Genomic DNA, 25,585 nt, shown 5'->3' on the forward strand with positions numbered 1-25,585 from the left:
ATCGTTCTCTCGTTATATGTAGGTGTTGGTTCAGAATCGGGTCAAGGACAGGCCAGCCCAGGTTGCGAGCAGCCCGCCCACCACGCTGATACTGGTATAGCCCAAGGCAAGGGGCACTTGCCCGCTTTCCATCAGGCGCACGGTATCGAGCGAGAAGGAGGAAAAGGTCGTCAGGCCACCGAGAAAGCCGACAATCAGGCCGGCGCGCAATTCGACCGGCGCCAGCGGCTTGTGCAAGAACAAGCCATAGAGCAAGCCGATCAGCAGGCAGCCAACCAGGTTGACCGCCAGCGTACCGGCATAGAAGTGCCGTGGCCAGTGGGCCGCCACCCAGTTGGTGGTAGCGAAGCGCAACAAGGTACCAGCAATACCACCGGCGCTGACTGCGGCGATGAGTGCAATCATGGTTTTCTCCGCTGGCGGGGGCTGTTGCGGTCGAGGTCAGCCAGGTGGCGCAGCTTCTCGCCAATTTTCAGTTCCAGGCCACGGGGCACCGGCTGATAGTACTGGCGCGGCTCCAGTTCATCGGGGAAGTAATCCTCTCCGGCGGCGTAGGCGTCGGGTTCATCATGGGCATAGCGGTACTCGTCGCCATAGCCCAACTGCTTCATCAGCTTGGTCGGGGCATTGCGCAAGTGCAACGGCACCTCCAGCGAACCGTGCTCGGCCGCTTCACGCAGGGCGGTCTTGAAGCCCACGTACACCGCGTTGCTCTTGGGTGCACAGGCAAGGTAGGTGATGGCCTGGGCCACCGCCAACTCGCCCTCGGGGCTGCCAAGGCGCTCCTGCACATCCCAGGCAGCCAGGCACAGGCTAAGCGCACGCGGGTCGGCGTTGCCGATGTCCTCGCTGGCCATGCGCACCACGCGGCGGGCGATGTACAGCGGATCGCAGCCGCCGTCGAGCATGCGTGCAAACCAGTACAGGGCGCCATCGGGGTTGGAGCCGCGCACCGACTTGTGCAGCGCGGATATCTGGTCGTAGAACGCCTCGCCGCCTTTGTCGAAGCGGCGGCGACTGTCACCCAGCAGGCTCTGTAACATCTCGACGTCGATCTCGCTGCCGTCTTCAGCCAGGTCCGAGGCGTTCTCGAGGAAGTTGAGCATGCGCCGGCCATCGCCGTCGGCGGCGGCCATCAGCATCTTGAAGGCGTCGTCGCCCACCCGCAGGTTGCGCTTGCCCAGGCCACGCTCTTCCGTCAGCGCACGGTTGACCAGCTTGCGCAGGGCCGCTTCGTCCAGGCTCTTGAGCACATACACCCGCGCCCGTGACAGCAGCGCGTTGTTCAGCTCGAACGACGGATTTTCGGTGGTGGCACCGATGAACAGCAGCGTGCCGTCCTCGACATAGGGCAAAAAGGCGTCCTGCTGCGACTTGTTGAAGCGGTGCACCTCGTCAACGAACAGGATGGTGCGACGGCCATATTGGCCAGCCTGCTGTTTGGCCACCTCCACGGCCTGGCGGATCTCTTTCACCCCGGCCAGCACCGCCGACACCGTTTCGAAGTGCGCATCGCAGAACTGCGCCAGCAACCGCGCCAGCGTGGTCTTGCCGACCCCGGGCGGCCCCCAGAAGATCATCGAGTGCAGCGCACCTTGTTCCAGCGCTTCGCGCAGCGGTTTGCCGCGCGCCAGCAGGTGCTCCTGGCCGACGTACTCATCCAGGCTGGACGGGCGCAGACGGGCGGCCAGGGGCTGGGCGACGGGTTCGCTTCGAAACAGGTCCATGGCGAGCTCTGGTTACTCCTTGATCACGTCCGCGCCCTTGGGGATGTCGAACTTGAACTTGCTGTCCGGCACCGCCTGGTTGGCCTTGACGCCATTGAACAGGATGTTGGTGCGCTGGCCAACGCTGTCGATCAGCTGCATGTCATTGATCAGGCCTTTGCGGAACGACACGCGCAGCGAGTCGAACAAGGTGTCCTTGGTCTTTGGCTTGAGGGTGAAGTCCATTACTTCGCCCTGCTCCTTGGACGCGATATCAAAGCTCTGGCTGATCTTCGACACGTCACCGGACAGCAACAGGGCCGGGGTCTGGTTCAGGCGCACGTCGAGCTTCTTGATGGTGGCCTGTTCCAGGTCCGGGTCCCACAGGGTGACGTTCTTGCCGTCCGACACCACCACCTGCTCCTGCGGTGCATCGGTGTGCCAGTAGAACAGGCCCGGGCGCTTGACCGTCATCTTGCCCGAGGTTTCCTGCAGGCTGGTGCCATCGGCGCCCAGGGTCAGCTGGGAGAAGTTGGCCTCGATGGTCTGCGACTTTTCCAGCAACTGGGTCAGGCGTTGTACGTCTTGCTCACCGGCATAAGCAGTAACCGAGCCCAGGGTAAGGGCAGAAACCAACAGCATGCGAATCGCGCGCATGGGAATCCTCATTGAGCGTTGAAAAGGCCGGGCGCCACCGTTGGCGCCCGGCAGGGTGTTCATCAGTCGCGCGGGCCGCCCGGGGCTATCACTTCCCGCGAGCCGTTGCTGTTCATCGGGGTGACAACGCCAGCCATCTCCATCGACTCGATCATGCGCGCGGCACGGTTGTAGCCGATCTTCAGCTTGCGTTGCACGGCAGAAATGGAGGCACGACGGCTCTCGAGCACGAATTGCACCGCCTCATCATACAGGGCGTCGGTTTCGGCATCGTCACCCTCGCCACCGCCGCCGCCGCCGTCAAAGCCGCTACCGGCCTCTTCGACGCCGTTGAGGATGTCGTCGTTGTAGTCCGGGGCGCCACGCAGCTTCCACGCCTCGACCGTGCGGTGCACTTCGTCGTCGGACACGAATGCGCCGTGCACCCGGATCGGCAGGCTGGTGCCCGGCGGCATGTACAGCATGTCGCCATGGCCCAGCAACTGCTCGGCACCGCCCTGGTCGATGATGGTACGCGAGTCGATCTTGCTCGACACCTGGAACGCCATACGGGTCGGGATGTTGGCCTTGATCAGGCCGGTGATCACGTCCACCGACGGGCGCTGGGTGGCGAGGATCAGGTGAATACCGGCCGCCCGTGCCTTCTGCGCGATACGGGCGATCAGCTCTTCGACCTTCTTGCCGACGATCATCATCATGTCGGCGAATTCGTCCACCACCACCACGATGGTCGGCAGGGTTTTCAGCGCAGGCGGCTCATCGTCCATGCTCTCACGGCGATACAGCGGGTCATGGATGATTTCGCCAGCTTCCTGGGCGTCCTTTATCTTGCGGTTGAAACCGGCCAGGTTCCGCACGCCCATGGCCGCCATCAGTTTGTAGCGCCGCTCCATCTCGGCCACGCTCCAGCGCAGGGCGTTGGCGGCGTCCTTCATGTCGGTGACCACCGGGCACAGCAGGTGCGGGATGCCTTCGTAGATGGACAGTTCAAGCATTTTCGGGTCGATCATGATCAGTCGCGCGTCTTCCGGGCTGGACTTGAACAGGATCGACAAAATCATCGCGTTCACACCTACCGACTTACCGGAGCCGGTTGTACCGGCCACCAACAGGTGCGGCATCTTGGCCAGGTCGGTGATCACCGGCTTGCCGCCAATGTCGTGGCCCAGCGCCAGCGTGACGGGCGATTTCTGCTCGTCGTACTGCGGCGTGGCCAGCACTTCGGAGAAGCGCACCATCTGGCGGTTTTCGTTGGGTATCTCGATACCCACCGTGGTCTTGCCAGGGATGACCTCGACCACTCGCACACTGGTCACGGCCAGCGAACGCGCCAGGTCCTTGGCCAGGTTGGCGATGCGGCTGACCTTCACGCCGGCGGCCGGCTGGATTTCGTAACGGGTAATCACCGGGCCGGGGTGGATCGAATCCACCGCCACTTCCACACCGAATTCCTTGAGCTTGATTTCCAGCAACTGGCCGACACCGGCCAGGGATTCTGGCGAATACTCGATCTTCTTCTGTTCGGCCGGGTCGAGGATGGAAATCGAGGGCAAGGTGCCCTCCACGGCGCTGTCGACAAACAGCGGCGCCTGCTTTTCCTTCATCGCCCGCTTGCTCGGCTCCGGCGCTCTGCTGGCGGCTGACGGCGGCACAATGGTGGGCGCTGCGTGCTGCTGGCGGGGCACCACGGTTTCACGCGGCGCCAACGCCTCAGGCGCCGTTTCACGTGGCGGCACAATCGGTTCGCGTGCAAGGGTTGGCTCACGTGGCTCGACCGGCTGAGCGGGTGGCTCTTCACGCTTGAGGATGCGCTCGCGCAGTGACGGCTTGGCCGGCTCACGCTTCTCGGCAGCCATCGGCGCGGCCTTGAACACCGGTTCGTCCTCGCGCAGCTGTGCCTCGAGGCGCTTGCGCTCGTTGCGCGCTTCCCACCAGCGGGTGGCAGCCCCTTGCACCAGTTCGAACAGGTCGAGGGTGATCTTGCCGGTCAGGTCCATCACCTTGAACCACGACAGGTCGGTGAAGACGGTCAGGCCGAACAGGAACAGGGCAATGAACATCAACGTGCTGCCCTGCACGTTCAGCAGGTTGCGCGCCAGGTCGCCCAGGCTTTCGCCCAGTGCGCCACCGGCAGAGAACGGCAGGCTGGCGGGCGGGTGGAAGTGGATATGCGCCAGCGCCGCCCCCGACAGCACCAGGAACACCAGGCCAATCAGCCGCCAGGAGAACAGCCAGCCACTCCAGTCCCACGGCTGGTGGCGTTCGCGGAAAATCTGCCAGGTCTTGACCGCCAGCAGCAGCGGAAAAATATAGGCGAAGTAACCCAGCACCATGAACAGGATGTCGGCGAAATAGGCACCGGCACGCCCGGCCGCATTCTGCACCTGGTCGACGTTGCTGGTGTGGCTGAAGCCCGGGTCCGACGTATCGTAGGTCAGCAGCGCCATCCACAGGTACAGGCACAGAGCGCCGACAGCGATCAACGCACCTTCCTTGAGGCGATAATGCAGCTGCTGCCGCCACAGTGGCACAGGCAATGGAGCTGGAGTTGCGGTGGATTTCTTCAAAACGCGTCTATTCCTGCGCGTGGTGCGCGTCCAATAGTGATCGGCCGCTGCGCGACCAACGAACCACTACTTTTAACATTACTGCCCGCCAGCCGCCATGGCGGCACGCCGTATGGGGGTTTGGCCGGGGGCGAATTCCTATAGCTGCAATTTGAGCATGCATTTTCTTTTGTGACAAAGGCTTATGCTGTGTTTTTGCACAGGTGTGACAGCAAATGTAGCGGATGGTGCCTGCGGCTGGATGAATGTGTAGGAAATTGCCCTGAATTGCCGCAAAACTGCCTCACCTCGCTGTAGGGGTAGCCTTATGCAGGTAACCGCGCTGGTTTGAGGCCCCCAAAGAGATTGACCCCGCTTTTCTCCCAAGCCATGCTGCCCTCTCCCCTCCCCCACCGCACGATAGACCATGCTCACCTGGCTGACCCGCGACTCGCTGACCTTCCCGCCCCTGGAAAAGGCGCTGCACGACCCCAACGGCCTACTGGCCGCCGGCGGCGACCTGAGCCCCGAGCGCCTGGTGCAGGCGTATCGCCATGGCTGCTTCCCGTGGTACCAGGACGGCCAGCCGATCCTGTGGTGGTCACCCGACCCGCGCACGGTGTTGTTGCCCGACCAGTTGCATGTGTCACGCTCGCTGGCCAAGCTGATACGCCAAGGCCGTTACCAGGTCAGCTTCGACACCGACTTCCCGGCCGTGATCGCCGCCTGCGCCGCGCCTCGCGACTACGCTGACGGCACCTGGATCACCGACACCATGCGCAACGCCTACTGCGAGCTGCACCGCCGTGGCATCGCTCATTCGGTTGAAGTTCGCCAGGACGGCGAACTGGTCGGGGGCCTGTACGGTCTGGCCATGGGCCAGCTGTTCTTTGGCGAATCGATGTTCAGCCGCGCCGACAACGCCTCCAAGGTCGGTTTCGTGGCCTTGGTCAATCACCTGCGAGACGCCGGCTTCGTGCTTATCGACTGCCAGATGCCGACCAACCACTTGCACAGCCTGGGCGCCCACGCCATCAGCCGTGCCGAGTTCGCCAGCTACCTGGCACGCCACCTTGACCAGCCCAACAGTGCTTCATGGGTTGCCTAGGCGAGTTCCCGTAGCTGGCTTACACTTAAAACAACGTCTCACCGAAGGGGTCGATCATGACAGAGTTGGCGCGGTTGAAGTTCTATGCCACTCAGCCCCATTCCTGCAGCTACCTGCCGGAGGAGCAAGCGACCACGCTGTTCCTCGACCCCAGCCAGCCGATGGACGTGCACGTGTACGCCGATTTGTCGGAAATGGGCTTTCGCCGCAGTGGCGACCACCTGTACCGCCCACACTGCCAGAACTGCAACGCCTGCGTGCCGGCGCGCATCCCGGCGGCGCGCTTCATCCCCAACCGCCAGCAGCGTCGCATACTCAAACGTAACGCCGACCTGACCGTAACCGCAGCGCGCCCGGCGTTCAAGGAAGAGTACTTCGAGCTGTACCGGCGCTATATCGAAACGCGCCACGCCGATGGCGACATGTACCCGCCCAGCCGCGATCAGTTTTCCACCTTCCTGGTACGCGACCTGCCGTTCTGCTGGTTCTACGAGTTTCGCCTGGAAGGCCGGTTGATGGCGGTGGCAGTGTGCGACCTGCTGCCCAATGGCCTGTCGGCGGTGTACACCTTCTACGAGCCGGACGAGGAGCGCCGCAGCCTTGGCCGTTTCGCCATTCTCTGGCAGATCACCGAAGCGCTGCGCCAGAACCTGGAGGCGGTTTACCTGGGCTACTGGATCAAGAACTGCAAGAAGATGAACTACAAGACGCAGTACCGACCTATCGAGCTGCTGATAAACCAGCGCTGGGTCACCCTCAACTGAAAGCATTGGCTTGACACGCAGTTTTCCGGCATAATCCACGCCACTTTTTTGCCCGGTGCGGATATGCGTCGGGCTAACACTGGATCCGAGGGCTCAACTGCATGTCGAAAGAAGACAGCTTCGAAATGGAAGGTACTGTCGTCGACACCCTGCCCAACACCATGTTCCGCGTGGAGTTGGAAAACGGGCACGTCGTAACCGCGCACATCTCCGGAAAGATGCGCAAGAACTACATCCGTATTCTCACTGGCGACAAGGTCCGCGTCGAACTGACGCCGTACGACCTGAGCAAGGGCCGCATCACCTACCGTGCGCGCTAAGCTCAAGCCATGAAAAAGCCCGGCCAGGTGCCGGGCTTTTTTGTGCCTTAAGAAATTGCAAGGGGCTGCAGGCAGCCCCTGCACATCACGCGACCTCAGCCGTGGTTTCGAAGTCGAACACCAGCTCGCCATCGCGCAGGTCGACATGCACCACGCCACCATGCTCGGCCAGCTCGCCAAACAGGATCTCCTCGGCCAGCGGCCGCTTGATCTTGTCCTGGATCAGCCGCGCCATTGGCCGCGCGCCCATCTGCACGTCATAGCCCGAAACCGCCAGCCAACCGCGCGCTTCATCGCTGACTTCCAGCAGCACACGCTTGTCTTCCAGCTGCGCCTGCAATTCGATAAGGAACTTGTCGACGATGCTTTTGATCGTCTCCGTGCTCAGGCGGCCAAACTGGATGATGGTATCCAGACGGTTGCGGAACTCTGGCGTGAAGCTCTTGCGGATCACTTCCATGGCATCGGACGCGTGGTCCTGATGAGTGAAGCCGATCGACGCCCGCGCCGCGGTTTCTGCACCGGCGTTGGTGGTCATGATCAGGATCACGTTACGGAAGTCGGCCTTGCGCCCGTTGTTGTCGGTCAGGGTACCGTGGTCCATCACCTGCAGCAGCAGATTGAAGACTTCCGGGTGGGCCTTCTCGATTTCGTCGAGCAACAATACGCAGTGCGGCTGCTTGGTGATCGCCTCGGTCAACAAGCCACCCTGGTCGAAACCGACATAACCCGGAGGCGCACCAATCAAACGCGACACGGTGTGGCGCTCCATGTACTCAGACATGTCGAAACGCACCAACTCCACACCCAGCGCCTTGGCCAATTGCCGCGCCGCTTCGGTCTTGCCGACGCCGGTAGGACCGGCGAACAGGAACGAACCCACCGGCTTGTCTGGCGACTTGAGGCCGGCACGGGACAACTTGATCGCGGTGGCCAGCGAGTCGATTGCCTGGTCCTGGCCAAACACGGTCAGTTTCAGGTCGCGCTCAAGGTTGCGCAGCAGCTCCTTGTCGGAACTGGTGACGTGCTTCGGCGGAATTCGCGCAATCTTGGCGACGATGTCCTCCACTTGTGGCACATCGATGCGCTTGACGCGACTGGCCTCTGGCTGCAGGCGCTGGTAGGCGCCAGCCTCGTCGATCACATCGATGGCCTTGTCAGGCATGTGCCGGTCATTGATGTAGCGCGAAGCCAGTTCGGCAGCGGCGCGCAGGGCTTCGTCGCTGTACTCGATGTTGTGGTGGCTTTCGAAACGCCCTTTCAGGCCGCGCAGAATGCCCACGGTGTCTTCGACCGATGGCTCGCTGACATCCACCTTCTGGAAGCGGCGCGCCAGGGCACGATCCTTCTCGAAGATGCCGCGAAATTCCTGGAACGTGGTCGAACCGATGCAGCGGATTTCACCCGACGACAGCAGCGGCTTGAGCAGATTGGAAGCATCCATCACCCCGCCCGACGCCGCACCGGCACCGATGATGGTGTGAATTTCGTCGATGAACAGGATGGCCTGCGGACGCTTGCGCAGCTCACCGAGCAGCGCCTTGAAGCGCTTCTCGAAGTCACCACGGTATTTGGTACCGGCCAGCAACGCGCCCAGATCGAGGGAGTACACCACGCTCTGCGCCAGCAGGTCAGGCACCTGACCATCGACGATGCGCTTGGCCAGGCCTTCGGCGATGGCCGTCTTGCCCACGCCTGCCTCACCCACCAGCAGCGGGTTGTTCTTGCGCCGACGAGCGAGGATTTGTGCCACGCGCTCCACTTCCTGCTCGCGACCGACCAGCGGGTCGATACGGCCGGCACGGGCCAGTTCGTTCAGGTTGCTGGCGTAGGCGTCCAGCGGGTTGCTCGAAGAGGAGGTTTCGCCACCCTCATCGTCCTGCATGTCCTGCTCGCTTTCAGACTGTGCACCATGCCCTGGCACCTTGGAGATGCCATGGGCGATGTAGTTGACCACGTCGATACGGGCCACGCTCTGCTGCTTGAGCAGGAACACGGCCTGGCTTTCCTGTTCGCTGAAAATCGCCACCAGCACATTGGCGCCGGTCACTTCGCGCTTGCCAGAGCTTTGCACGTGGAACACGGCACGCTGCAGCACGCGCTGGAAGCCCAGGGTCGGCTGGGTTTCACGATCTTCGTCGTTGACAGGGATCAACGGCGTGGTGGAATCGATGAACTCTTGCAGGTCATGCTTGAGCTTGTCGAGATTGGCGCCACAGGCGCGCAGAACGGTCGCGGCAGCCTCATTGTCAAGGAGTGCCAGCAGCAGATGTTCGACGGTCATGAACTCATGACGCTTCGAACGGGCCTCCTTGAAGGCAAGATTGAGGGTGACTTCGAGCTCGCGGTTTAACATAGCTTCACCTCATACCCAAGTGGTCGGCGATTAACCGTCCTTCTCGATTTCACAGAGTAGCGGATGCTGGCTTTCCCTGGCGTATTGGTTGACCTGCATAGCCTTTGTTTCGGCGATGTCACGGGTAAACAATCCGCACACTGCCCGCCCCTCGGTATGGACGGTCAGCATGATCTTGGTCGCCAGCTCGCGGTTCAGACTGAAGAACGTCTCGAGCACTTCGACGACGAAATCCATTGGCGTGTAGTCATCGTTGAACAAAACCACCTTGTACATCGGTGGCGCCTGCAGGATCGGCTTGGCTTCCTGAACTGCAAGACCTGAGCCGTCGTCCTCATTCGATTGCGGGCGATCCTGATTGAATGTTAGTCGAATCTCACTAGGTGCATGCATGGAAAGAATTTCATCATGAGCGTCAGGTTAAGGTTGCAGGTTGACTGCACAGGCCACCGCCAGCGCAGGCGCCGCGTGACCTTGACTATCGGCAAAACGGTGTTACAACCAATAAGAACCCACCGTGGTCGATAAAGATCCGCGCAGTCAACCAGATTTTTCGCAAGGTTCGTATGCGGATGAAGTGGATGATACTCCAGTGATGGAGTCCTTTGCAGAGGGACATAGGGATGGCAAGCGGTAAAGTCAAGTGGTTCAACAATGCCAAGGGCTATGGATTCATCAATGAGGAAGGTAAATCCGATGACCTGTTCGCCCATTATTCCGCCATCCGAATGGACGGATACAAGACCCTGAAAGCTGGCCAGGCCGTGATATTCGACATCGTCCAGGGCCCCAAAGGCTTGCACGCCGTCGAAATCAAAGATGCCGCGGCCGCTGCGGCAGAGGCTGCCAGAACCTTGGGCGAGCCGCAAAGCGAAACTGCAAAAGCCTGACTGCCTGCGCTGTGCCGATAGACGAAAAAACCGGCCGCCTCTTTACGGGAGGCGACCGGTTTTCTGTTGCCTTACATGTGTTTGATCATTTCATCGCCAAAGCCTGAGCTGCTTACCAGCTTGGCGCCCTCCATCAGCCGCTCGAAATCGTAGGTCACGGTCTTGGCCGCAATGGCGCCATTGGTGCCCTTGATGATCAGGTCGGCGGCTTCGGTCCAACCCATGTGGCGCAGCATCATCTCTGCCGAGAGGATCACCGAGCCCGGGTTGACCTTGTCCTGCCCGGCATACTTGGGTGCAGTGCCGTGAGTGGCCTCGAACATGGCCACGGTGTCGGACAGATTGGCGCCCGGGGCAATGCCGATACCGCCCACTTCTGCCGCCAGGGCATCGGACAGGTAGTCACCATTGAGGTTGAGGGTGGCGATCACGTCGTACTCCGCCGGGCGCAGCAGGATCTGCTGCAGCATGGCGTCGGCGATGGCGTCCTTGACGATGACCTCGCGACCGGTCTTGGGGTTATTGAACTTCATCCAAGGGCCGCCATCGAGCAGTTGAGCACCGAACTCGTCACGCGCCACCTCGTACCCCCAGTCCTTGAAGGCACCCTCGGTGAATTTCATGATGTTGCCCTTGTGCACCAGGGTCAGTGATTCGCGGTCGTTATCCACCACATATTGCAGGGCCTTGCGCACCAGACGCTTGGTACCTTCCTTCGACACCGGCTTGACGCCGATACCGCAATCCTGGTCGAAGCGGATCTTGGTGACCCCCATTTCCTCCTTGAGAAACTTGATCACCTTGTTCGCCTCGGGCGAGCCGGCCTTCCACTCGATGCCGGCATAGATGTCTTCGGAGTTCTCGCGGAATATCACCATGTCGACGTCGCCAGGCTTTTTCACCGGGCTCGGCACACCCTGGAACCACAGCACCGGCCGCAGGCACACATACAGGTCCAGTTGCTGGCGCAGGGCCACGTTGAGCGAGCGGATGCCGCCACCGACCGGTGTGGTCAGCGGGCCCTTGATCGATACCACGTAATCACGCACGGCATCGAGGGTTTCCTGCGGCAGCCAGGTATCCTGGTCATACACCTGGGTGGCTTTCTCGCCAGCGTACACCTCCATCCAGGCAATCTTGCGCTTGCCGCCGTAGGCCTTCTCCACGGCGGCATCAACCACCTTGATCATTACCGGCGAAACATCGACGCCGATCCCGTCGCCTTCAATGTAAGGAATGATCGGATTATCAGGCACGTTAAGCGAATGATCTGCATTGACGGTGATCTTGGTGCCGTCGGTCGGAACCTTGATTTTCTGGTATCCCATGCTTGCACTACTCCGCTGTCTGGTGTGGTTTGGACATCGTGCGATCCACTGAGCCTAAACCACATCTGCCGACCTGCAAGGCATGCGACAACCCGCCGCATTGCCGCTTAGTCTTTGGTCTTATAAATGGGCCGATATCACTTGGCCTTGCTGATTAGCCCGAATGGTTTGGTATACTCCGCCGCGACCGAAGGGTCATCGGGGCGAATCCCAGGAAAATGCGGACCGCCCTAGGCCATGAATGGCCATAAAGCCTGGGTTGTTACCGCAGCTCAGCACTTGACGCTCGACTGATGCATCCACCATCACCGCTCGCAGCCTCTCGACTTTCCGCTCATGGCGCTGCCAGGGCGATGCGCCTACCCTGCGCACCACGAGACTCGAGCACGCTCAGCACACAGAGAGTTAACCCGCATGCCCACCCGTTCCAAGATCATCTATACCTTCACCGACGAAGCCCCCGCCCTCGCCACTTACTCGCTGCTGCCGATCATCGAAGCGTTCACCGCTTCGGCTGACATCGCTGTCGAAACTCGCGACATCTCCCTGGCTGGCCGTATCCTTGCCGCCTTCCCGGAGCAACTGGGCGCAGAGAAGCAAGTAGGCGATCACCTGGCGGAACTGGGCCAGCTGGCTACCACCCCTGAAGCCAACATCATCAAGCTGCCGAACATCAGCGCCTCGGTACCGCAGCTCAAAGCCGCGATCAAGGAACTGCAAGGCAAGGGCTTCAACATCCCTGACTACGCCGACGAGCCGGCCACCGCGGAAGAAAAAGAATCCCGTGCCCGCTACGACCGCATCAAGGGTTCCGCCGTGAACCCGGTGCTGCGCGAAGGCAACTCCGACCGCCGCGCGCCGCTGTCGGTCAAGAACTACGCCCGCAAGCACCCACACAAGATGGGCGCCTGGGCCGCTGACTCCAAGTCGCACGTTGCCCACATGACCCAGGGCGACTTCTACGGCAGCGAAAAAGCCGCACTGATCGAAGCTGACGACAGCCTGCGCATCGAGCTGGTCAGCAAAGACGGCAGCACCACCGTGCTGAAAGAAAAGACCGCCGTCAAAGCCGCCGAAGTCATCGACTGCGCCACCATGAGCCGCAAGGCCCTGAAAGCCTTCATCGCCGAGCAGATCGCCGATGCCAAGGCCGCTGGCGTGCTGCTGTCGGTGCACCTGAAAGCCACCATGATGAAGGTCTCCGACCCGATCATGTTCGGCGTCATCGTCGAAGAATTCTACAACGACGTGCTGACCAAGCACGCCGCTGCCCTGGCCGAAGTAGGCTTCAACGCCAACAACGGTATCGGCGACCTGTACGCCCGTATCAAGGACCTGCCCGCCGACAAGCAGGCCGAGATCGAAGCCGACATCCAGGCCCTGTATGCCGAGCGCCCGGCCCTGGCCATGGTCAACTCCGACAAAGGCATCACCAACCTGCACGTGCCGAGCGACGTGATCGTCGACGCCTCGATGCCGGCCATGATCCGTGACTCGGGCAAGATGTGGAACACCGCAGGCGAACTGCAAGACGCCAAGGCCGTGATCCCGGACCGCTGCTACGCCGGCATCTACCAGGCCACCATCGAAGACTGCAAGGTCAACGGTGCCTTCGATCCGACCACCATGGGCAGCGTGCCGAACGTTGGCCTGATGGCGCAGAAAGCCGAAGAGTATGGTTCCCACGACAAGACCTTCCAGATCAAGGCTGACGGCGTGGTTCGCGTAGTCGATGGCAAGGGCAACGTCGTGCTGGAGCAGAACGTCGAAGCCGGTGACATCTTCCGTATGTGCCAGACCAAGGACGCGCCGATCCAGGACTGGGTCAAGCTGGCCGTCAACCGTGCCCGCCTGAGCAACACCCCGGCGGTGTTCTGGCTGGACCCGGCTCGCGCCCACGACGGCGTCATGATCGAGAAGGTGCAGCAGTACCTGAAAGATCACGACACCACCGGCCTGGACATCCGCATCCTGGCACCGGTCGACGCCATCAAGTTCTCCCTGGCCCGCATCCGCGAAGGCAAGGACACCATCTCGGTGACCGGCAACGTGCTGCGTGACTACCTGACCGACCTGTTCCCGATCATGGAACTGGGCACCAGCGCCAAGATGCTGTCGATCGTGCCGCTGATGAACGGCGGTGGCCTGTTCGAAACCGGCGCCGGTGGTTCGGCTCCGAAGCACGTGCAGCAGCTGGTTGAAGAAAACTTCCTGCGTTGGGACTCGCTGGGTGAATTCCTGGCCCTGGCCGCTTCCCTGGAGCACCTGGGCAACACCTACGACAACCCGCGCGCCAAGGTTCTGGCCAACACCCTGGACCAGGCTACCGGCAAGTTCCTCGACACCAACAAGTCGCCGTCGCGCAAAGTCGGCGGTATCGACAACCGCGGCAGCCACTTCTACCTGACCCTGTACTGGGCCGAAGCCCTGGCTGCTCAGACGGACGACGCTGCCCTGCAGGCACGCTTCGCACCACTGGCAAAAACCCTGGCCGAGAACGAAGCGACCATCGTCGCCGAGCTCAACGCCGTTCAGGGCAAGCCAGCCGACATCGGCGGCTACTACGCCCCGGATGCCGAGCTGACCGCCAAGGTGATGCGCCCAAGCCAGACCCTGAACAGCGCCATCGCTGCCCTGTAAGGTTCGCTTGAAGTAACAGCTCAAACCCCGGCCACGCACCGGGGTTTGTGCTTTCTGGATTGGGGCCGCTGCGCAGCCCTTCGCGGGCTTGCCCGCTCCCACAGGAAAGGTGCTGCCAGCAAGACCTGCACTGCACCTTTGGGAGCGGGCGAGCCCGCGAAGGACCGCAAGGCGGTCCCGGCAATCTGAAAGGACATGGCAAATGACCTGGCAACCCCACATCACCGTCGCCACCATCGTCGAGCACGAAGGCAAGTTCCTCTTCGTCGAGGAATTCAAAGCCAACCAGCACGTCTTCAACCAGCCTGCCGGCCACCTCGAGCCCAACGAGACCCTGCCCCAGGCCGCCCTGCGCGAAACCCTGGAAGAAACGGCCTGGGAAGTCGAGCTGACCGGCGTGGTCGGCATCTACCTGTACACCGCCCCCAGCAACGGCGTGACCTACCAGCGCGTCTGCTTCGCCGCCCGCCCCGTGCGCCATCACGCCGACCTGGCCCTGGACAGCGACATCGTCCGCGCCGTGTGGCTGACCCGCGACGAACTGCTGGCCGACCCGACTCGCTGGCGCAGCGAGCTGGTGCCACGCTGCCTTGACGACTACCTCAAAGGCCCGCTGCACAGCCTCGACCTGCTACGCGACTGACGCGGCTCCGCAGGTTTGATAGAATCGGCGTTTTTCCCCCTTGATACACACCGGTACCCATGACCAGCCCAGCACTTAAAGACCCCGCCAAGACCCGCGTCATCGTCGGCATGTCCGGCGGCGTGGACTCTTCCGTCTCAGCCCTTCTGCTCATCGAGCAGGGCTACCAGGTGGAAGGGCTGTTCATGAAGAACTGGGAAGAAGACGACGGCACCGAATACTGCACCGCCCGTGAAGACCTGGCCGACGCCCAGGCCGTGTGCGACCGCATCGGCATCAAGCTGCACACCGCCAACTTCGCCGCCGAATACTGGGACAACGTGTTCGAGCACTTCCTTGACGAATACAAGGCTGGCCGCACACCCAACCCCGACATCCTCTGCAACCGCGAAATCAAGTTCAAGGCGTTCCTCGACTATGCCCTGTCGCTGGGTGCCGACCTGATCGCCACCGGCCACTACGTGCGCCGCCGCGACACCGGCACGCTCACCGAACTGCTCAAGGGCCTGGACCCGAACAAGGACCAGAGCTACTTCCTGCACGCCGTCGGCGGCAAGGAAATTGCCCGCACCCTGTTCCCGGTCGGCGAACTGGAAAAGCCCGAAGTGCGCGCCATCGCCGAAAAACACGGCCTGGCCACCGCCAAGAAGAAAGATTCCACCGGTATCTGCTTCATTGGCGAGCGCCGCTTCAGCGACTTCCTCAAGCAGTACCTGCCGGCCCAGCCGGGCGACATTGAAACCACCGAAGGTGAAGTGATCGGCCGTCACCACGGCCTGATGTACCACACCATCGGCCAGCGCCAGGGCCTGGGCATTGGCGGCCTGAAGGATGCCAGTGACGAGCCGTGGTACGTGCTGCACAAGGACCTGGCCCGCAACGTGCTGGTGGTCGGCCAGGGCAACGAGCACCCATGGCTGTTCTCCCGCGCCCTGCTGGCCTCGGAGATTTTCTGGGTCAACCCGGTCGACCTCGGCAGCCCACGGCAGTTGACTGCCAAGGTGCGCTACCGCCAGAGCGACCAGCGATGCACCCTGGAACGCACCGCCAGCGGCTACCGCGCCGTGTTCGACGAGCCTCAGCGCGCCGTGACGCCGGGCCAGTCGGTGGTGTTCTATGACGGCGAAGTGTGCCTGGGCGGCGGCGTGATCGAGGCTGCCGAGCCGTGGAGCCCGCGCGCATGAGCAACCTGCAGGAGCAGCTGATCGCGCTGGGCGGTGTGTTCCAGGCCGCCGTGCTTGTCGACCGTATCGCCCGCACCGGCCAGGCCAGTGAAGCCAATATCGGCTGCATGCTGGGCAGCCTGCTGGTGCGCGACCCCAAGGATACCCTGGAGGTGTTCGGCGGTGACGACCTGAACCTGCGCGACGGCTACCGAGCGCTGATCGGCGCCCTCGAGCGCGACCCCAACAGCCTGCAACGCGAGCCGCTGCGCTACGCCCTGTCGATGCTGGGCCTGGAGCGCCAGCTGAACAAGCGTGGCGACCTGCTGGACACCATCGGCAACCGCCTGCCGCAAATCCAGTCGCAGGCCGAGCATTTCGGCCTGGTTCACGAAAACGTCATCGCTTCCAGTGGAGCCTTGTACCAGGACACCCTGAGCACCTTGCGCCAGCGCATCCAGGTGCACGGCGACATGCGCTTCCTGCAGCAGCCCAACAATGCCTCGAAGATCCGCGCCCTGCTGCTGGCCGGCATCCGCGCCGCGCGACTGTGGCGGCAGCTGGGCGGGCACCGCTGGCAGCTGGTGTTCAGCCGGCGCAAGTTGCTGAACGAACTGTACGACATGATGCGCAGCCCCAACTGACGGGCTGGGCAGCCCGCTCCCACAGGGTCTGCCACCAGATCCAAATTGGGCCGACCTTTGGTCAGCCACCCGACCCAGGCGCATTTTTCATGTATGATATGCGCCCTTCCAAAAGCCTGACTGTCCGAGAACACCCCATGCAGCTTTCTTCGCTCACTGCGGTTTCCCCTGTAGACGGCCGTTATGCCGGCAAAACCCAGGCCTTGCGCCCCATTTTCAGCGAATTCGGCCTGATCCGTTTCCGCGCCCTGGTCGAAGTGCGCTGGCTGCAGCGCCTGGCCGCCCACCCGCAAATCGGCGAAGTGCCGGCGTTCTCCGCCGAAGCCAACGCCCTGCTGGACAGCCTGGCCACCGATTTCAAGCTGGAGCACGCCGAGCGCGTCAAGGAAATCGAGCGCACCACCAACCACGACGTCAAGGCCATTGAATACCTCCTCAAGGAGCAGGCCGCCAAGCTGCCTGAGCTGGCCAAGGTCAGCGAGTTCATCCACTTCGCCTGCACCAGCGAGGACATCAACAACCTGTCCCACGCCCTGATGCTGCGCGCCGGCCGTGACGAAGTGCTGCTGCCGCTGATGCGCCAGGTCGCCGACGCCATCCGCGCCCTGGCCCACGCCCACGCCGAAGTGCCAATGCTGTCGCGCACCCACGGCCAGCCGGCTTCACCGACCACCCTGGGTAAAGAGCTGGCCAACGTCGTGTATCGCCTGGAGCGCCAGATCGCCCAGGTTGCCGCCGTGCCGCTACTGGGCAAGATCAACGGCGCCGTGGGCAACTACAACGCCCACCTGTCGGCCTACTCGCAGATCGACTGGGAAGAAAACGCCCGCGCCTTCATCGAAGACGAGCTGGGCCTGCAGTTCAACCCGTACACCACCCAGATCGAGCCGCACGACTACATCGCCGAGCTGTTCGACGCCATCGCCCGCTTCAACACCATCCTGATCGACTTCGACCGTGATGTGTGGGGCTACATTTCGCTGGGTTACTTCAAGCAGAAGACCGTCGCCGGCGAAATCGGCTCGTCGACCATGCCGCACAAGGTCAACCCGATCGACTTCGAAAACTCCGAAGGCAACCTGGGTATCGCCAATGCGCTGTTCCAGCACCTGGCCAGCAAGCTGCCGATCTCGCGCTGGCAGCGTGACCTGACCGACTCCACCGTGCTGCGCAACCTGGGCGTGGGCTTTGCCCACAGCGTCATCGCCTTCGAGGCCAGCCTGAAAGGCATCGGCAAGCTGGAAGTCAACGAAGCTCGCATCGCCGCCGACCTGGACGCCTGCTGGGAAGTGCTGGCCGAGCCGATCCAGACCGTGATGCGCCGCTTCAACATCGAAAACCCCTACGAGAAGCTCAAAGAGCTGACCCGTGGCAAGGGCATCACCCCAGAAGCGCTGCTGACCTTCATCGACGGCCTGGACATGCCAGCCGAAGCCAAGGCCGAGCTCAAGCAGCTGACCCCCGCTACCTACATCGGTAACGCGGCAGCCCAGGCCAAACGCATCTAAGCTGAGCGTCGCGTACAACGCCCGGCCTGGCCGGGCGTTTTTATTCCCGTACGAAAATTACGTTTTTTCAATAGGTTGAACATGAATCCTGATACTCCACTGCAGCTGCTCGGCGGCATCTCGGCCCGCGAATTCATGCGCGACTACTGGCAGAAGAAGCCGCTGCTGGTACGCCAGGCCTTCCCGGACTTCATCAGCCCGCTCGACCCCGACGAGCTCGCCGGCCTGGCCCTGGAAGACGAAGTCGAGTCGCGTATCGTGCTGGAGCACGGCGCTCACCCGTGGGAGCTGCGCCGCGGCCCGTTCAACGAAGACACCTTCGCCGAATTGCCGGAAAAAGACTGGACCCTGCTGGTGCAGGCCGTTGACCAGTTCGTTCCGGAAGTGGCCGAACTGCTGGAAAACTTCCGCTTCCTGCCCAGCTGGCGTATCGATGACGTGATGATCAGCTTCGCCGCCCCGGGTGGCAGCGTCGGCCCGCACTTCGACAACTACGATGTGTTCCTGCTGCAAGGCCACGGCCAGCGCAACTGGAAGATCGGCCAGATGTGCAGCAGTGACAGCCCACTGCTGGAGCACGCCGACCTGCGTATCCTGGCCGAGTTCGAGCAGAGCGGCGAGTGGACCCTGGAGCCCGGCGACATGCTCTACCTGCCACCGCGCCTGGCCCACTACGGTGTGGCCGTGGATGACTGCCTGACCTACTCGGTCGGCTTCCGCGCACCGAGCGCTGCCGAAGTGCTGACCCACTTCACCGACTTCCTCGGCCAGTTCCTGCCCGACGAAGAGCGCTACAGCGACGCCGACGCCCAGCCAGTCAGCGACCCGCACCAGATCCAGCACGATGCCCTCGACCGCCTCAAGGCGCTGCTCGACAAGCACATGGGCGACAAGGACCTGCTGCTGACCTGGTTCGGCCAGTTCATGACCGAGCCGCGCTACCCCGAGCAGATCGTTGGCGAAGAGCTGAGCGAGGAAGAGCTGATCAATGCCCTTGAGCAAGGCGCCATCCTGATCCGCAACCCCAGCGCACGCCTGGCCTGGTCCGAGTTCGAAGACGACCTGCTACTGTTCGCCAGCGGCCGTAGTTGCCCACTGCCTGGCAAACTGCGAGAGCTGCTGAAGCTGGTATGTGCGGCCGACGCCCTGCACATCGATAACCTGGCCGAGTGGCTGCAGGATGAGGATGGCCTGATGCTGGTACAGCAGCTGGTCAAACAAGGGAGCCTGGGATTCGCCAATGAATAAGATCAGCGTTCGCCTCGCCGATTGGCACAAAGACAACGCCGACATCCGCCGTATCCGTGAAGCCGTGTTCGTCGCCGAGCAGCACATTCCGCCAGAGCTCGAGTTCGATTCGGAAGACCAGGACGCCCTGCACTTCCTGGCCCTGGAAGGCGACTATCCGATCGGTACTGCGCGCCTGCTGGCCGACGGCACCATCGGGCGCATCTCGGTGCTCAAGGACTGGCGCGGCCTGAAGGTGGGCGATGCGTTGGTCAATGCGGTCATCGTCGAAGCGCAGAACCGCGACCTGAAACAGCAGATGCTCAGCGCCCAGGTGCACGCCACGCCGTTCTATGAGCGGCTGGGCTTTCGCGTAGTCAGCGAGGAATTCCTCGAAGCTGGCATCCCGCATGTCGACATGGTGCGCGACTCGCGCGCCTGATCCATAACCTGCACTGGCCGCTTCGCGGGTAAACCCGCTCCTACAAGCACCGCGCTTCTGTAGGAGCGGGTTCACCCGCGAACAGGCCGGCACAGGCGATATACATCCCCGCTGACAAAAAACCTGTACATCCATCCAGATAAAACTTGCCTCTGCGCCCCCGCTTGCGCATCCTATGGCCCACCACCCCGATGAAGCGTCCCGGCCATGCGCCTGTTCCTCTGTGAAAAACCCTCCCAGGCAAAAGACATCGCCAAAGTGCTCGGCGCCAACCGCAAAGGCGACGGCTGCTGGCAAGGCACCGACATCTGCGTAACCTGGTGCATCGGCCACCTGCTGGAAACTGCCCCGCCCGACAGCTACGACGAACGTTACAAGCGCTGGAACCTGGCCGACCTGCCGATCATTCCAGACAAGTGGAAGATGCTGGTAAAGCCCAAGACCGCCAGCCAGTTCAAGGCGGTCAAGCGCCTGCTCGGTGAAGCGCGGGAGCTGGTGATTGCCACCGACGCCGACCGCGAAGGCGAAATGATTGCCCGCGAGCTGGTCGAGCATTGCCGCTACCGCGGCCCGGTGCAGCGCCTGTGGCTGTCGGCACTGGACGACACCTCCATCCGCAAGGCCCTGGCACGCCTGCTGCCAGGCCACGAGACGTTCAACCTGTACCACTCGGCGCTGGGCCGCTCGCGCGCCGACTGGCTGATCGGCATGAACATGAGCCGGCTGTTCACCCTGCTGGGCCGCCAATCCGGCTACCAGGGTGTGCTGCCGGTAGGCCGCGTGCAAACGCCTACCTTGCGCCTGGTGGTCGACCGCGACCGCAGCATCGCCAACTTCGTGCCGGTGCCGTTCTGGGCCATCGACGTACAGCTGGAACACGCCGGCCAACGCTTCAATGCCCAATGGCGCGCCCCCGAAGACGCCTGTGATGACCAAGGCCGCTGCCTGAAGCAAAGCCTGGCACAGCAGGCCGCCACCGACATCGGCCATGCCGGCACTGCCCGAGCGGTAAAGGTGGCGACCGAGCGTGTGCGCGAAGCTGCACCGCTGCCCTTCGACCTTGGCACCCTGCAGGAGCTGTGCTCGAAAAAGTTCGGCCTCGGCGCCCAGGAAACCCTCGACATTGCCCAGGCACTGTACGAAACACACAAGCTGATCACCTACCCGCGCAGCGATTGCGGCTATTTGCCACAAAGCCAGCACGCTGAGACACCCGCCATCCTCTCCGCCCTGCAACGGGCCGATGCCAGCCTTGCGCCGCTGCAGCCGTACCTGGAGCCGCAACGCCGCTCGCGGGCGTGGAACGACGCCAAAGTCAGCGCTCACCATGGCATCATCCCCACCGCCGCCGCCAGCGACCCCTCGCGCCTGCCGGCCAAGCACAAGGCCGTGTACACCCTGATCCGCGCCCGCTATCTGGCGCAGTTCCTGCCCAACCATGAGTACGACCGCACCCAGGCCGACTTCGACTGCGCCGGTCATGCGCTGCGTGCTGTGGGCAAACAGATCGTCGAGCCGGGCTGGCGCCGCGCCTTGCCCGAAGCGCTGACCCCGGCCAAAGGCCGCGAGGCACCACCGGCCCAGGTGTTACCAGCGCTGCGCGAAGGCCAGGACTGCAACGTACACGGCCTGCAGCTGAAAGACCTGTGGACCCAGCCACCCAAGCCATTTACCGAAGGCGACCTGATCAAGGCGATGAAAAACGTGGCCAAGCTGGTGGATGCCCCTCGGCTGAAGCAGAAGCTCAAGGAAACCACCGGCATCGGCACCGAAGCCACCCGCGCCAGCATTATCCAGGGCCTGCTCGACCGCGGTTACCTGGTGAAGAACGGCAAGGCGTTGTCGGCCACCCCTGCGGCCTTCAGCCTGATCGACGCCGTTCCCCGAGCCATTGCCGACCCCGGCACCACGGCGATCTGGGAGCAGGCGCTGGACATGGTGCAAAGCGGCGAGATGCCCCTGGAAGAGTTCGTCGCCCGGCAGTCAGCGTGGATGGGCAAGCTGGTGGAGCGTTGCAGCGGCATGCGCATGACCATCAGCGGGCCAGCGGCCGGGGCGGCGCCGCCCTGGAAAAAGAAACGTCGCGGTGGCGGGAAGAGCAAAGCAACTGGAAGCAAGGCGACCCCAAGCAAGCCACGGCAGGCGCGGAAAAAACGAGCCCCCCTGTAGGAGCGGGTTCACCCGCGAAGAGGCCAGCCCAGGCAGCACATTAACAAAAGGCAAACCACAAACCCCAACCAACCCATTGGCAACGTGAAATTTAACTGCTAACTTTTCATGAAAATAAGCATAATAATTTTCACGGAAAATCCGGCATGTTCAAACAATCCGCCCAGCACGTCGCCAGTTACTACGCCCAGACCTACCCCGCCAACATCCCATTACGCCCTACCCTGCAAGGCGCTCAGGACACCGACGTGCTGATCATCGGCGCCGGTTTCAGCGGCCTGCACACTGCACTGCGCCTGACCCAGGCCGGCAAACGCGTAACGCTGCTGGAAGCCAGCCGGGTTGCCTGGGCGGCCTCCGGACGCAACGGTGGCCAGGCGCTGTTGGGCTGGTCGTGCGACATGCCGCCGCTGGAGCAGGCCCTTGGCATCGAACGCACCCAACGGCTATGGGCCAGCATGTGCTGGGCCGCCGACGAGATGCGCGAACTGCCCCAACGCCACGGCTTCGACATCGACTACCGGCAGGGCAGCCTGTGGACTGCGGTATTGCCGCGCCGGGTGAAAATGCTCGAAGAGGCCCTGCATGATGCCGAGCATAAATGGGGTTACGACGCCCTGCGCCTGATCGGCCGTGACGAGTTGCCGCAATGGATCGACAGCCCGCGCTACCAGGCCGCGCTGTACGACGCCAAAGGTGCCCACCTCAACCCGCTGAAACTGGCACAGGGCCTGGCCAGTACCATCGAGGCTGGCGGCGGGCGCATCTACGAACAGAGCCAGGTGCTCAGCTACCAGCAGGCTCGCGACGGCTATGTCGCCCGTACCGACCGTGGCGAAGTCCGCTGCCAGGTATTGGTGCTGGCCTGCAACGCCTACATCGACCGCCTTGACCGCAGCCTGTCGCGTCGCCTGTTGCCAGTCGGTTCCTACCAAGTCGCCACTGCGCCTCTGGATGCCGACTTGGCCCATTCCTTACTACCTCGCAACAGTTGCGTGATCGACAACCAGTTCGTACCCGACTACTTCCGCCTCACCCCAGACCACCGCCTGCTGTTCGGCGGTGGCTGTACTTACCTGGGCGGCATTCCCAAGGACGTCGCCAGCGCCACCCGCCCGTACCTGGAGCGGGTATTCCCGCAACTGGCCGGGGTGGCCATCGACTATGCCTGGGGTGGCCACATCGATTGCAGCATCAAGCGCACCCCGGACGTCGGCCGCGAGGGCCAGCGCTACTGGCTGCAGGGTTTCTCCGGCCATGGCGTACTGCCGACCCTGGCGGCGGCGCGTGCGGTCAGCGATGCCATTCTCGGCGATGAAGACCTGTTGGCGCTGTACCAAGGCATCGACAACGGCCGCTTCCCCGGTGGTGACCTGCTGGCTGCACCTTTGGAAGCTGCGGCAAAGGCCTGGTACCGCATGCGCGACCGCGTCTGAAGGGCATGAGTGTTGCCTGTGCGCGCCTCTTCGCGGGAGAACCCGCTCCTGCGGATTCAAACCCATGAGCCCCCTGTAGGAGCGGGTTCACCCGCGAAGAGGCCCGCACAGGCAACACAACTTCCTGATACCTGCCAAAATCCCTCCTATTCTCAATAGCTCCCTTCGCTTCCTGCACTCAGGAGAAACGACCATGAGCTATGTAACCACGAAGGACGGCGTACAGATCTTCTACAAGGACTGGGGCCCGCGCGATGCACCTGTGATCCACTTCCATCACGGCTGGCCGCTCAGTGCCGATGACTGGGACGCGCAGATGCTGTTCTTCCTCGCTGAAGGCTACCGCGTGGTCGCCCACGACCGGCGGGGCCATGGCCGCTCCAGCCAGGTATGGGACGGCCACGACATGGACCACTATGCCGACGACGTAGCCGCCGTGGTCGCCCACCTGGGCACCCAGGGTGCCGTGCATGTCGGCCACTCGACCGGCGGCGGCGAGGTGGTGCGCTACATGGCCCGGTACCCTGAAGACAAGGTGGCCAAGGCCGTGCTGATCGCGGCCGTACCACCCTTGATGGTACAAACCCCCGGCAACCCCGGTGGCCTGCCCAAGTCGGTATTCGACGGTTTCCAGGCCCAGGTTGCCAGCAACCGGGCGCAGTTCTACCGGGATGTGCCAACAGGGCCGTTCTACGGCTACAACCGCCCGGGGGTCGAAGCCAGCGAAGGCATCATTGGCAACTGGTGGCGCCAAGGCATGATCGGCAGTGCAAAGGCCCATTACGATGGCATCGTGGCGTTTTCCCAGACAGACTTCACCGAGGACCTGAAGGGCATCAAGCAGCCGGTGCTGGTGATGCACGGCGACGATGACCAGATCGTGCCCTATGAAAACTCCGGGGTACTGTCGGCCAAGCTACTGCCCAATGGCACGCTGAAAACCTACAAAGGCTACCCGCATGGCATGCCGACCACCCATGCCGATGTGATCAATGCGGATTTGCTGGCGTTTATTCGTAGTTGATGTTTTCGCCAGTACCGGCCCTTTCGCGGGTAAACCCGCTCCTACGGGATTACGCGGGCTTGCCCGCGAAAGGGCCGGCACTGGCAACACACCTTCCCCAGGATTACCATGCTCCCCTTCTAGTGCAGCACTTTGCCGCCTCCTTGCCTCCCTGCCTGCCAAAAACCCATGCCCTTCGAACTCACCGTAGAACCCCTAACCCTACTCATCCTGGCGCTAGTCGCTTTCGTCGCCGGATTCATCGACGCCATCGCCGGTGGCGGGGGCCTGCTCACCACTCCGGCCCTACTCACTGCCGGCATGCCACCGCACCTGGTACTGGGCACCAACAAGCTCAGTTCCACCTTCGGCTCGGCCACAGCAGGTTTCACTTACTACAAACGCAAACTGTTCCACCCGGCGCAGTGGCGCCCGGCATTGTTCGCCACCCTGACCGGGGCGTTGCTCGGCGCCGTCATCGCCCACTACATGCCAGCCGAATGGCTGAACAAGATGTTGCCGGTGATCGTCTTCGCCTGTGGCATCTACCTGTTGTTCGGCGGCACGCCCAAGGCGCCGCTGGATGCCGATGCACCGATCAAGAAAAAGTGGCAAGTGCCGCAAGGCTTCACCCTGGGCTTCTACGACGGCGTAGCGGGCCCGGGTACCGGGGCGTTCTGGACGGTCAGTACCCTGCTGCTGTACCCCATCGACCTGGTACGCGCCAGCGGCGTGGCGCGCAGCATGAACTTCGTCAGCAACATCGCGGCGCTGACGGTGTTCATCATTTCCGGGCAGGTGGACTATATCGTCGGCCTGTGCATGGGCCTGTCGGTGATGGTCGGCGCCTTTTTCGGTGCACGCACGGCGATCAGCGGCGGCAGCAAGTTCATCCGCCCGGTGTTCATCACCGTGGTGCTGGCATTGACCGTGCGCTTAGCGTGGCAACACTGGTTCGAGCAGGCCTGAGGGGCTTTGGCAATGGAATGACCATTGCCTGTGCCCTGCGCCTAGTCGGAGAACATTTCTCACTGC

At 62.6% G+C, this 25,585-nt stretch carries 22 protein-coding genes; 15 read left to right on the top strand and 7 right to left on the bottom strand.

Annotated elements, in window-relative coordinates; all coding sequences use genetic code 11:
- Positions 1-30: 30 nt before the first annotated feature.
- From crcB to QYE47_RS06540, 4 genes are all read right to left on the bottom strand, one after another.
- Positions 31-405, bottom strand: coding sequence for a fluoride efflux transporter CrcB (gene crcB, locus QYE47_RS06525; RefSeq protein WP_003251205.1), 375 nt, complete (start codon positions 403-405; stop codon positions 31-33).
- Complete coding sequence (locus QYE47_RS06530; protein ID WP_010954809.1) at positions 402-1,727, bottom strand: replication-associated recombination protein A; 1,326 nt, start codon at positions 1,725-1,727, stop codon at positions 402-404. Before QYE47_RS06530 ends, crcB begins: the two co-directional genes overlap by 4 nt.
- Positions 1,728-1,739: 12 nt before the next feature.
- Entirely contained in the window at positions 1,740-2,363 is a 624-nt protein-coding gene (gene lolA / locus QYE47_RS06535; RefSeq protein ID WP_003251209.1) for an outer membrane lipoprotein chaperone LolA, read from the bottom strand.
- 62 nt (positions 2,364-2,425) lie between these two features.
- Positions 2,426-4,930 carry a DNA translocase FtsK gene (locus QYE47_RS06540; RefSeq protein WP_014590374.1) on the bottom strand — a complete coding sequence of 835 codons (2,505 nt, stop codon included), beginning with the start codon at positions 4,928-4,930 and terminating at the stop codon, positions 2,426-2,428.
- Between the two features lie 406 nt (positions 4,931-5,336).
- Here QYE47_RS06540 and aat point away from each other — a divergent pair, with 406 nt between their 5' ends.
- From aat to infA, 3 genes are all read left to right on the top strand, one after another.
- Positions 5,337-6,017, top strand: a complete 681-nt coding sequence (gene aat, locus QYE47_RS06545; RefSeq protein WP_070383627.1) for a leucyl/phenylalanyl-tRNA--protein transferase — start codon at positions 5,337-5,339, stop codon at positions 6,015-6,017.
- Between the two features lie 56 nt (positions 6,018-6,073).
- The gene (locus QYE47_RS06550; RefSeq protein ID WP_003251215.1) at positions 6,074-6,781 is read left to right on the top strand and encodes an arginyltransferase; all 708 of its coding nucleotides are present in this window, start codon (positions 6,074-6,076) and stop codon (positions 6,779-6,781) included.
- 101 nt (positions 6,782-6,882) lie between these two features.
- Positions 6,883-7,101 (top strand): translation initiation factor IF-1, encoded by a 219-nt coding sequence (infA, locus tag QYE47_RS06555; RefSeq protein WP_002553999.1) that lies wholly within the window; start codon positions 6,883-6,885, stop codon positions 7,099-7,101.
- Positions 7,102-7,186: 85 nt separating this feature from the next.
- On the opposite strand, the gene clpA is transcribed toward infA, so the two are convergent.
- Positions 7,187-9,457, bottom strand: a complete 2,271-nt coding sequence (gene clpA, locus QYE47_RS06560) for an ATP-dependent Clp protease ATP-binding subunit ClpA (protein WP_010954812.1) — start codon at positions 9,455-9,457, stop codon at positions 7,187-7,189.
- Positions 9,458-9,487: 30 nt separating this feature from the next.
- Positions 9,488-9,850 (bottom strand): ATP-dependent Clp protease adapter ClpS, encoded by a 363-nt coding sequence (gene clpS, locus QYE47_RS06565; RefSeq protein WP_003251220.1) that lies wholly within the window; start codon positions 9,848-9,850, stop codon positions 9,488-9,490.
- Between the two features lie 230 nt (positions 9,851-10,080).
- Here clpS and cspD point away from each other — a divergent pair, with 230 nt between their 5' ends.
- Positions 10,081-10,347 carry a cold shock domain-containing protein CspD gene (cspD, locus tag QYE47_RS06570; protein ID WP_014590372.1) on the top strand — a complete coding sequence of 89 codons (267 nt, stop codon included), beginning with the start codon at positions 10,081-10,083 and terminating at the stop codon, positions 10,345-10,347.
- A gap of 71 nt (positions 10,348-10,418) precedes the next feature.
- Here the strand turns inward: cspD and icd are convergent, their stop codons facing one another.
- A complete protein-coding gene (gene icd, locus QYE47_RS06575; RefSeq protein WP_070383626.1) occupies positions 10,419-11,675 on the bottom strand; it encodes an NADP-dependent isocitrate dehydrogenase in 1,257 nt (418 codons plus the stop codon).
- Between the two features lie 414 nt (positions 11,676-12,089).
- Between icd and QYE47_RS06580 the strand changes: the two genes are divergently transcribed.
- The 11 genes from QYE47_RS06580 (at position 12,090) to QYE47_RS06630 (ending at position 25,519) form a co-directional block, all read left to right on the top strand.
- Positions 12,090-14,315, top strand: a complete 2,226-nt coding sequence (locus QYE47_RS06580; protein ID WP_014590370.1) for an NADP-dependent isocitrate dehydrogenase — start codon at positions 12,090-12,092, stop codon at positions 14,313-14,315.
- Between the two features lie 202 nt (positions 14,316-14,517).
- The gene (locus QYE47_RS06585; protein WP_010954816.1) at positions 14,518-14,958 is read left to right on the top strand and encodes an NUDIX hydrolase; all 441 of its coding nucleotides are present in this window, start codon (positions 14,518-14,520) and stop codon (positions 14,956-14,958) included.
- Positions 14,959-15,017: 59 nt separating this feature from the next.
- Positions 15,018-16,142 (top strand): tRNA 2-thiouridine(34) synthase MnmA, encoded by a 1,125-nt coding sequence (mnmA, locus tag QYE47_RS06590; RefSeq protein ID WP_014590369.1) that lies wholly within the window; start codon positions 15,018-15,020, stop codon positions 16,140-16,142.
- Entirely contained in the window at positions 16,139-16,765 is a 627-nt protein-coding gene (gene hflD, locus QYE47_RS06595) for a high frequency lysogenization protein HflD (protein ID WP_010954818.1), read from the top strand. The genes mnmA and hflD overlap by 4 nt, the downstream gene beginning before the upstream one ends.
- 137 nt (positions 16,766-16,902) lie before the next feature.
- Positions 16,903-18,273 (top strand): adenylosuccinate lyase, encoded by a 1,371-nt coding sequence (purB, locus tag QYE47_RS06600; RefSeq protein WP_010954819.1) that lies wholly within the window; start codon positions 16,903-16,905, stop codon positions 18,271-18,273.
- An 81-nt stretch (positions 18,274-18,354) separates the two neighbouring features.
- Positions 18,355-19,521: a cupin domain-containing protein gene (locus QYE47_RS06605; RefSeq protein ID WP_070383625.1), complete on the top strand. Its 1,167-nt coding sequence runs from the start codon at positions 18,355-18,357 to the stop codon at positions 19,519-19,521.
- Positions 19,514-19,942: a GNAT family N-acetyltransferase gene (locus QYE47_RS06610; RefSeq protein ID WP_003251237.1), complete on the top strand. Its 429-nt coding sequence runs from the start codon at positions 19,514-19,516 to the stop codon at positions 19,940-19,942. Before QYE47_RS06605 ends, QYE47_RS06610 begins: the two co-directional genes overlap by 8 nt.
- A 207-nt stretch (positions 19,943-20,149) precedes the next feature.
- A complete protein-coding gene (locus QYE47_RS06615) occupies positions 20,150-22,111 on the top strand; it encodes a DNA topoisomerase III (RefSeq protein WP_301158924.1) in 1,962 nt (653 codons plus the stop codon).
- 146 nt (positions 22,112-22,257) lie between these two features.
- Positions 22,258-23,547, top strand: coding sequence for an FAD-binding oxidoreductase (locus tag QYE47_RS06620; RefSeq protein WP_070383623.1), 1,290 nt, complete (start codon positions 22,258-22,260; stop codon positions 23,545-23,547).
- Positions 23,548-23,740: 193 nt separating this feature from the next.
- The gene (locus QYE47_RS06625) at positions 23,741-24,571 is read left to right on the top strand and encodes an alpha/beta hydrolase (protein WP_014590365.1); all 831 of its coding nucleotides are present in this window, start codon (positions 23,741-23,743) and stop codon (positions 24,569-24,571) included.
- Positions 24,572-24,739: 168 nt separating this feature from the next.
- Positions 24,740-25,519 carry a TSUP family transporter gene (locus QYE47_RS06630; protein ID WP_070383622.1) on the top strand — a complete coding sequence of 260 codons (780 nt, stop codon included), beginning with the start codon at positions 24,740-24,742 and terminating at the stop codon, positions 25,517-25,519.
- Positions 25,520-25,585: the final 66 nt, after the last annotated feature.

The organism is Pseudomonas sp. 2,4-D (genome assembly GCF_030418155.1).
Taxonomy (GTDB): Bacteria; Pseudomonadota; Gammaproteobacteria; order Pseudomonadales; family Pseudomonadaceae; genus Aquipseudomonas; species Aquipseudomonas alloputida.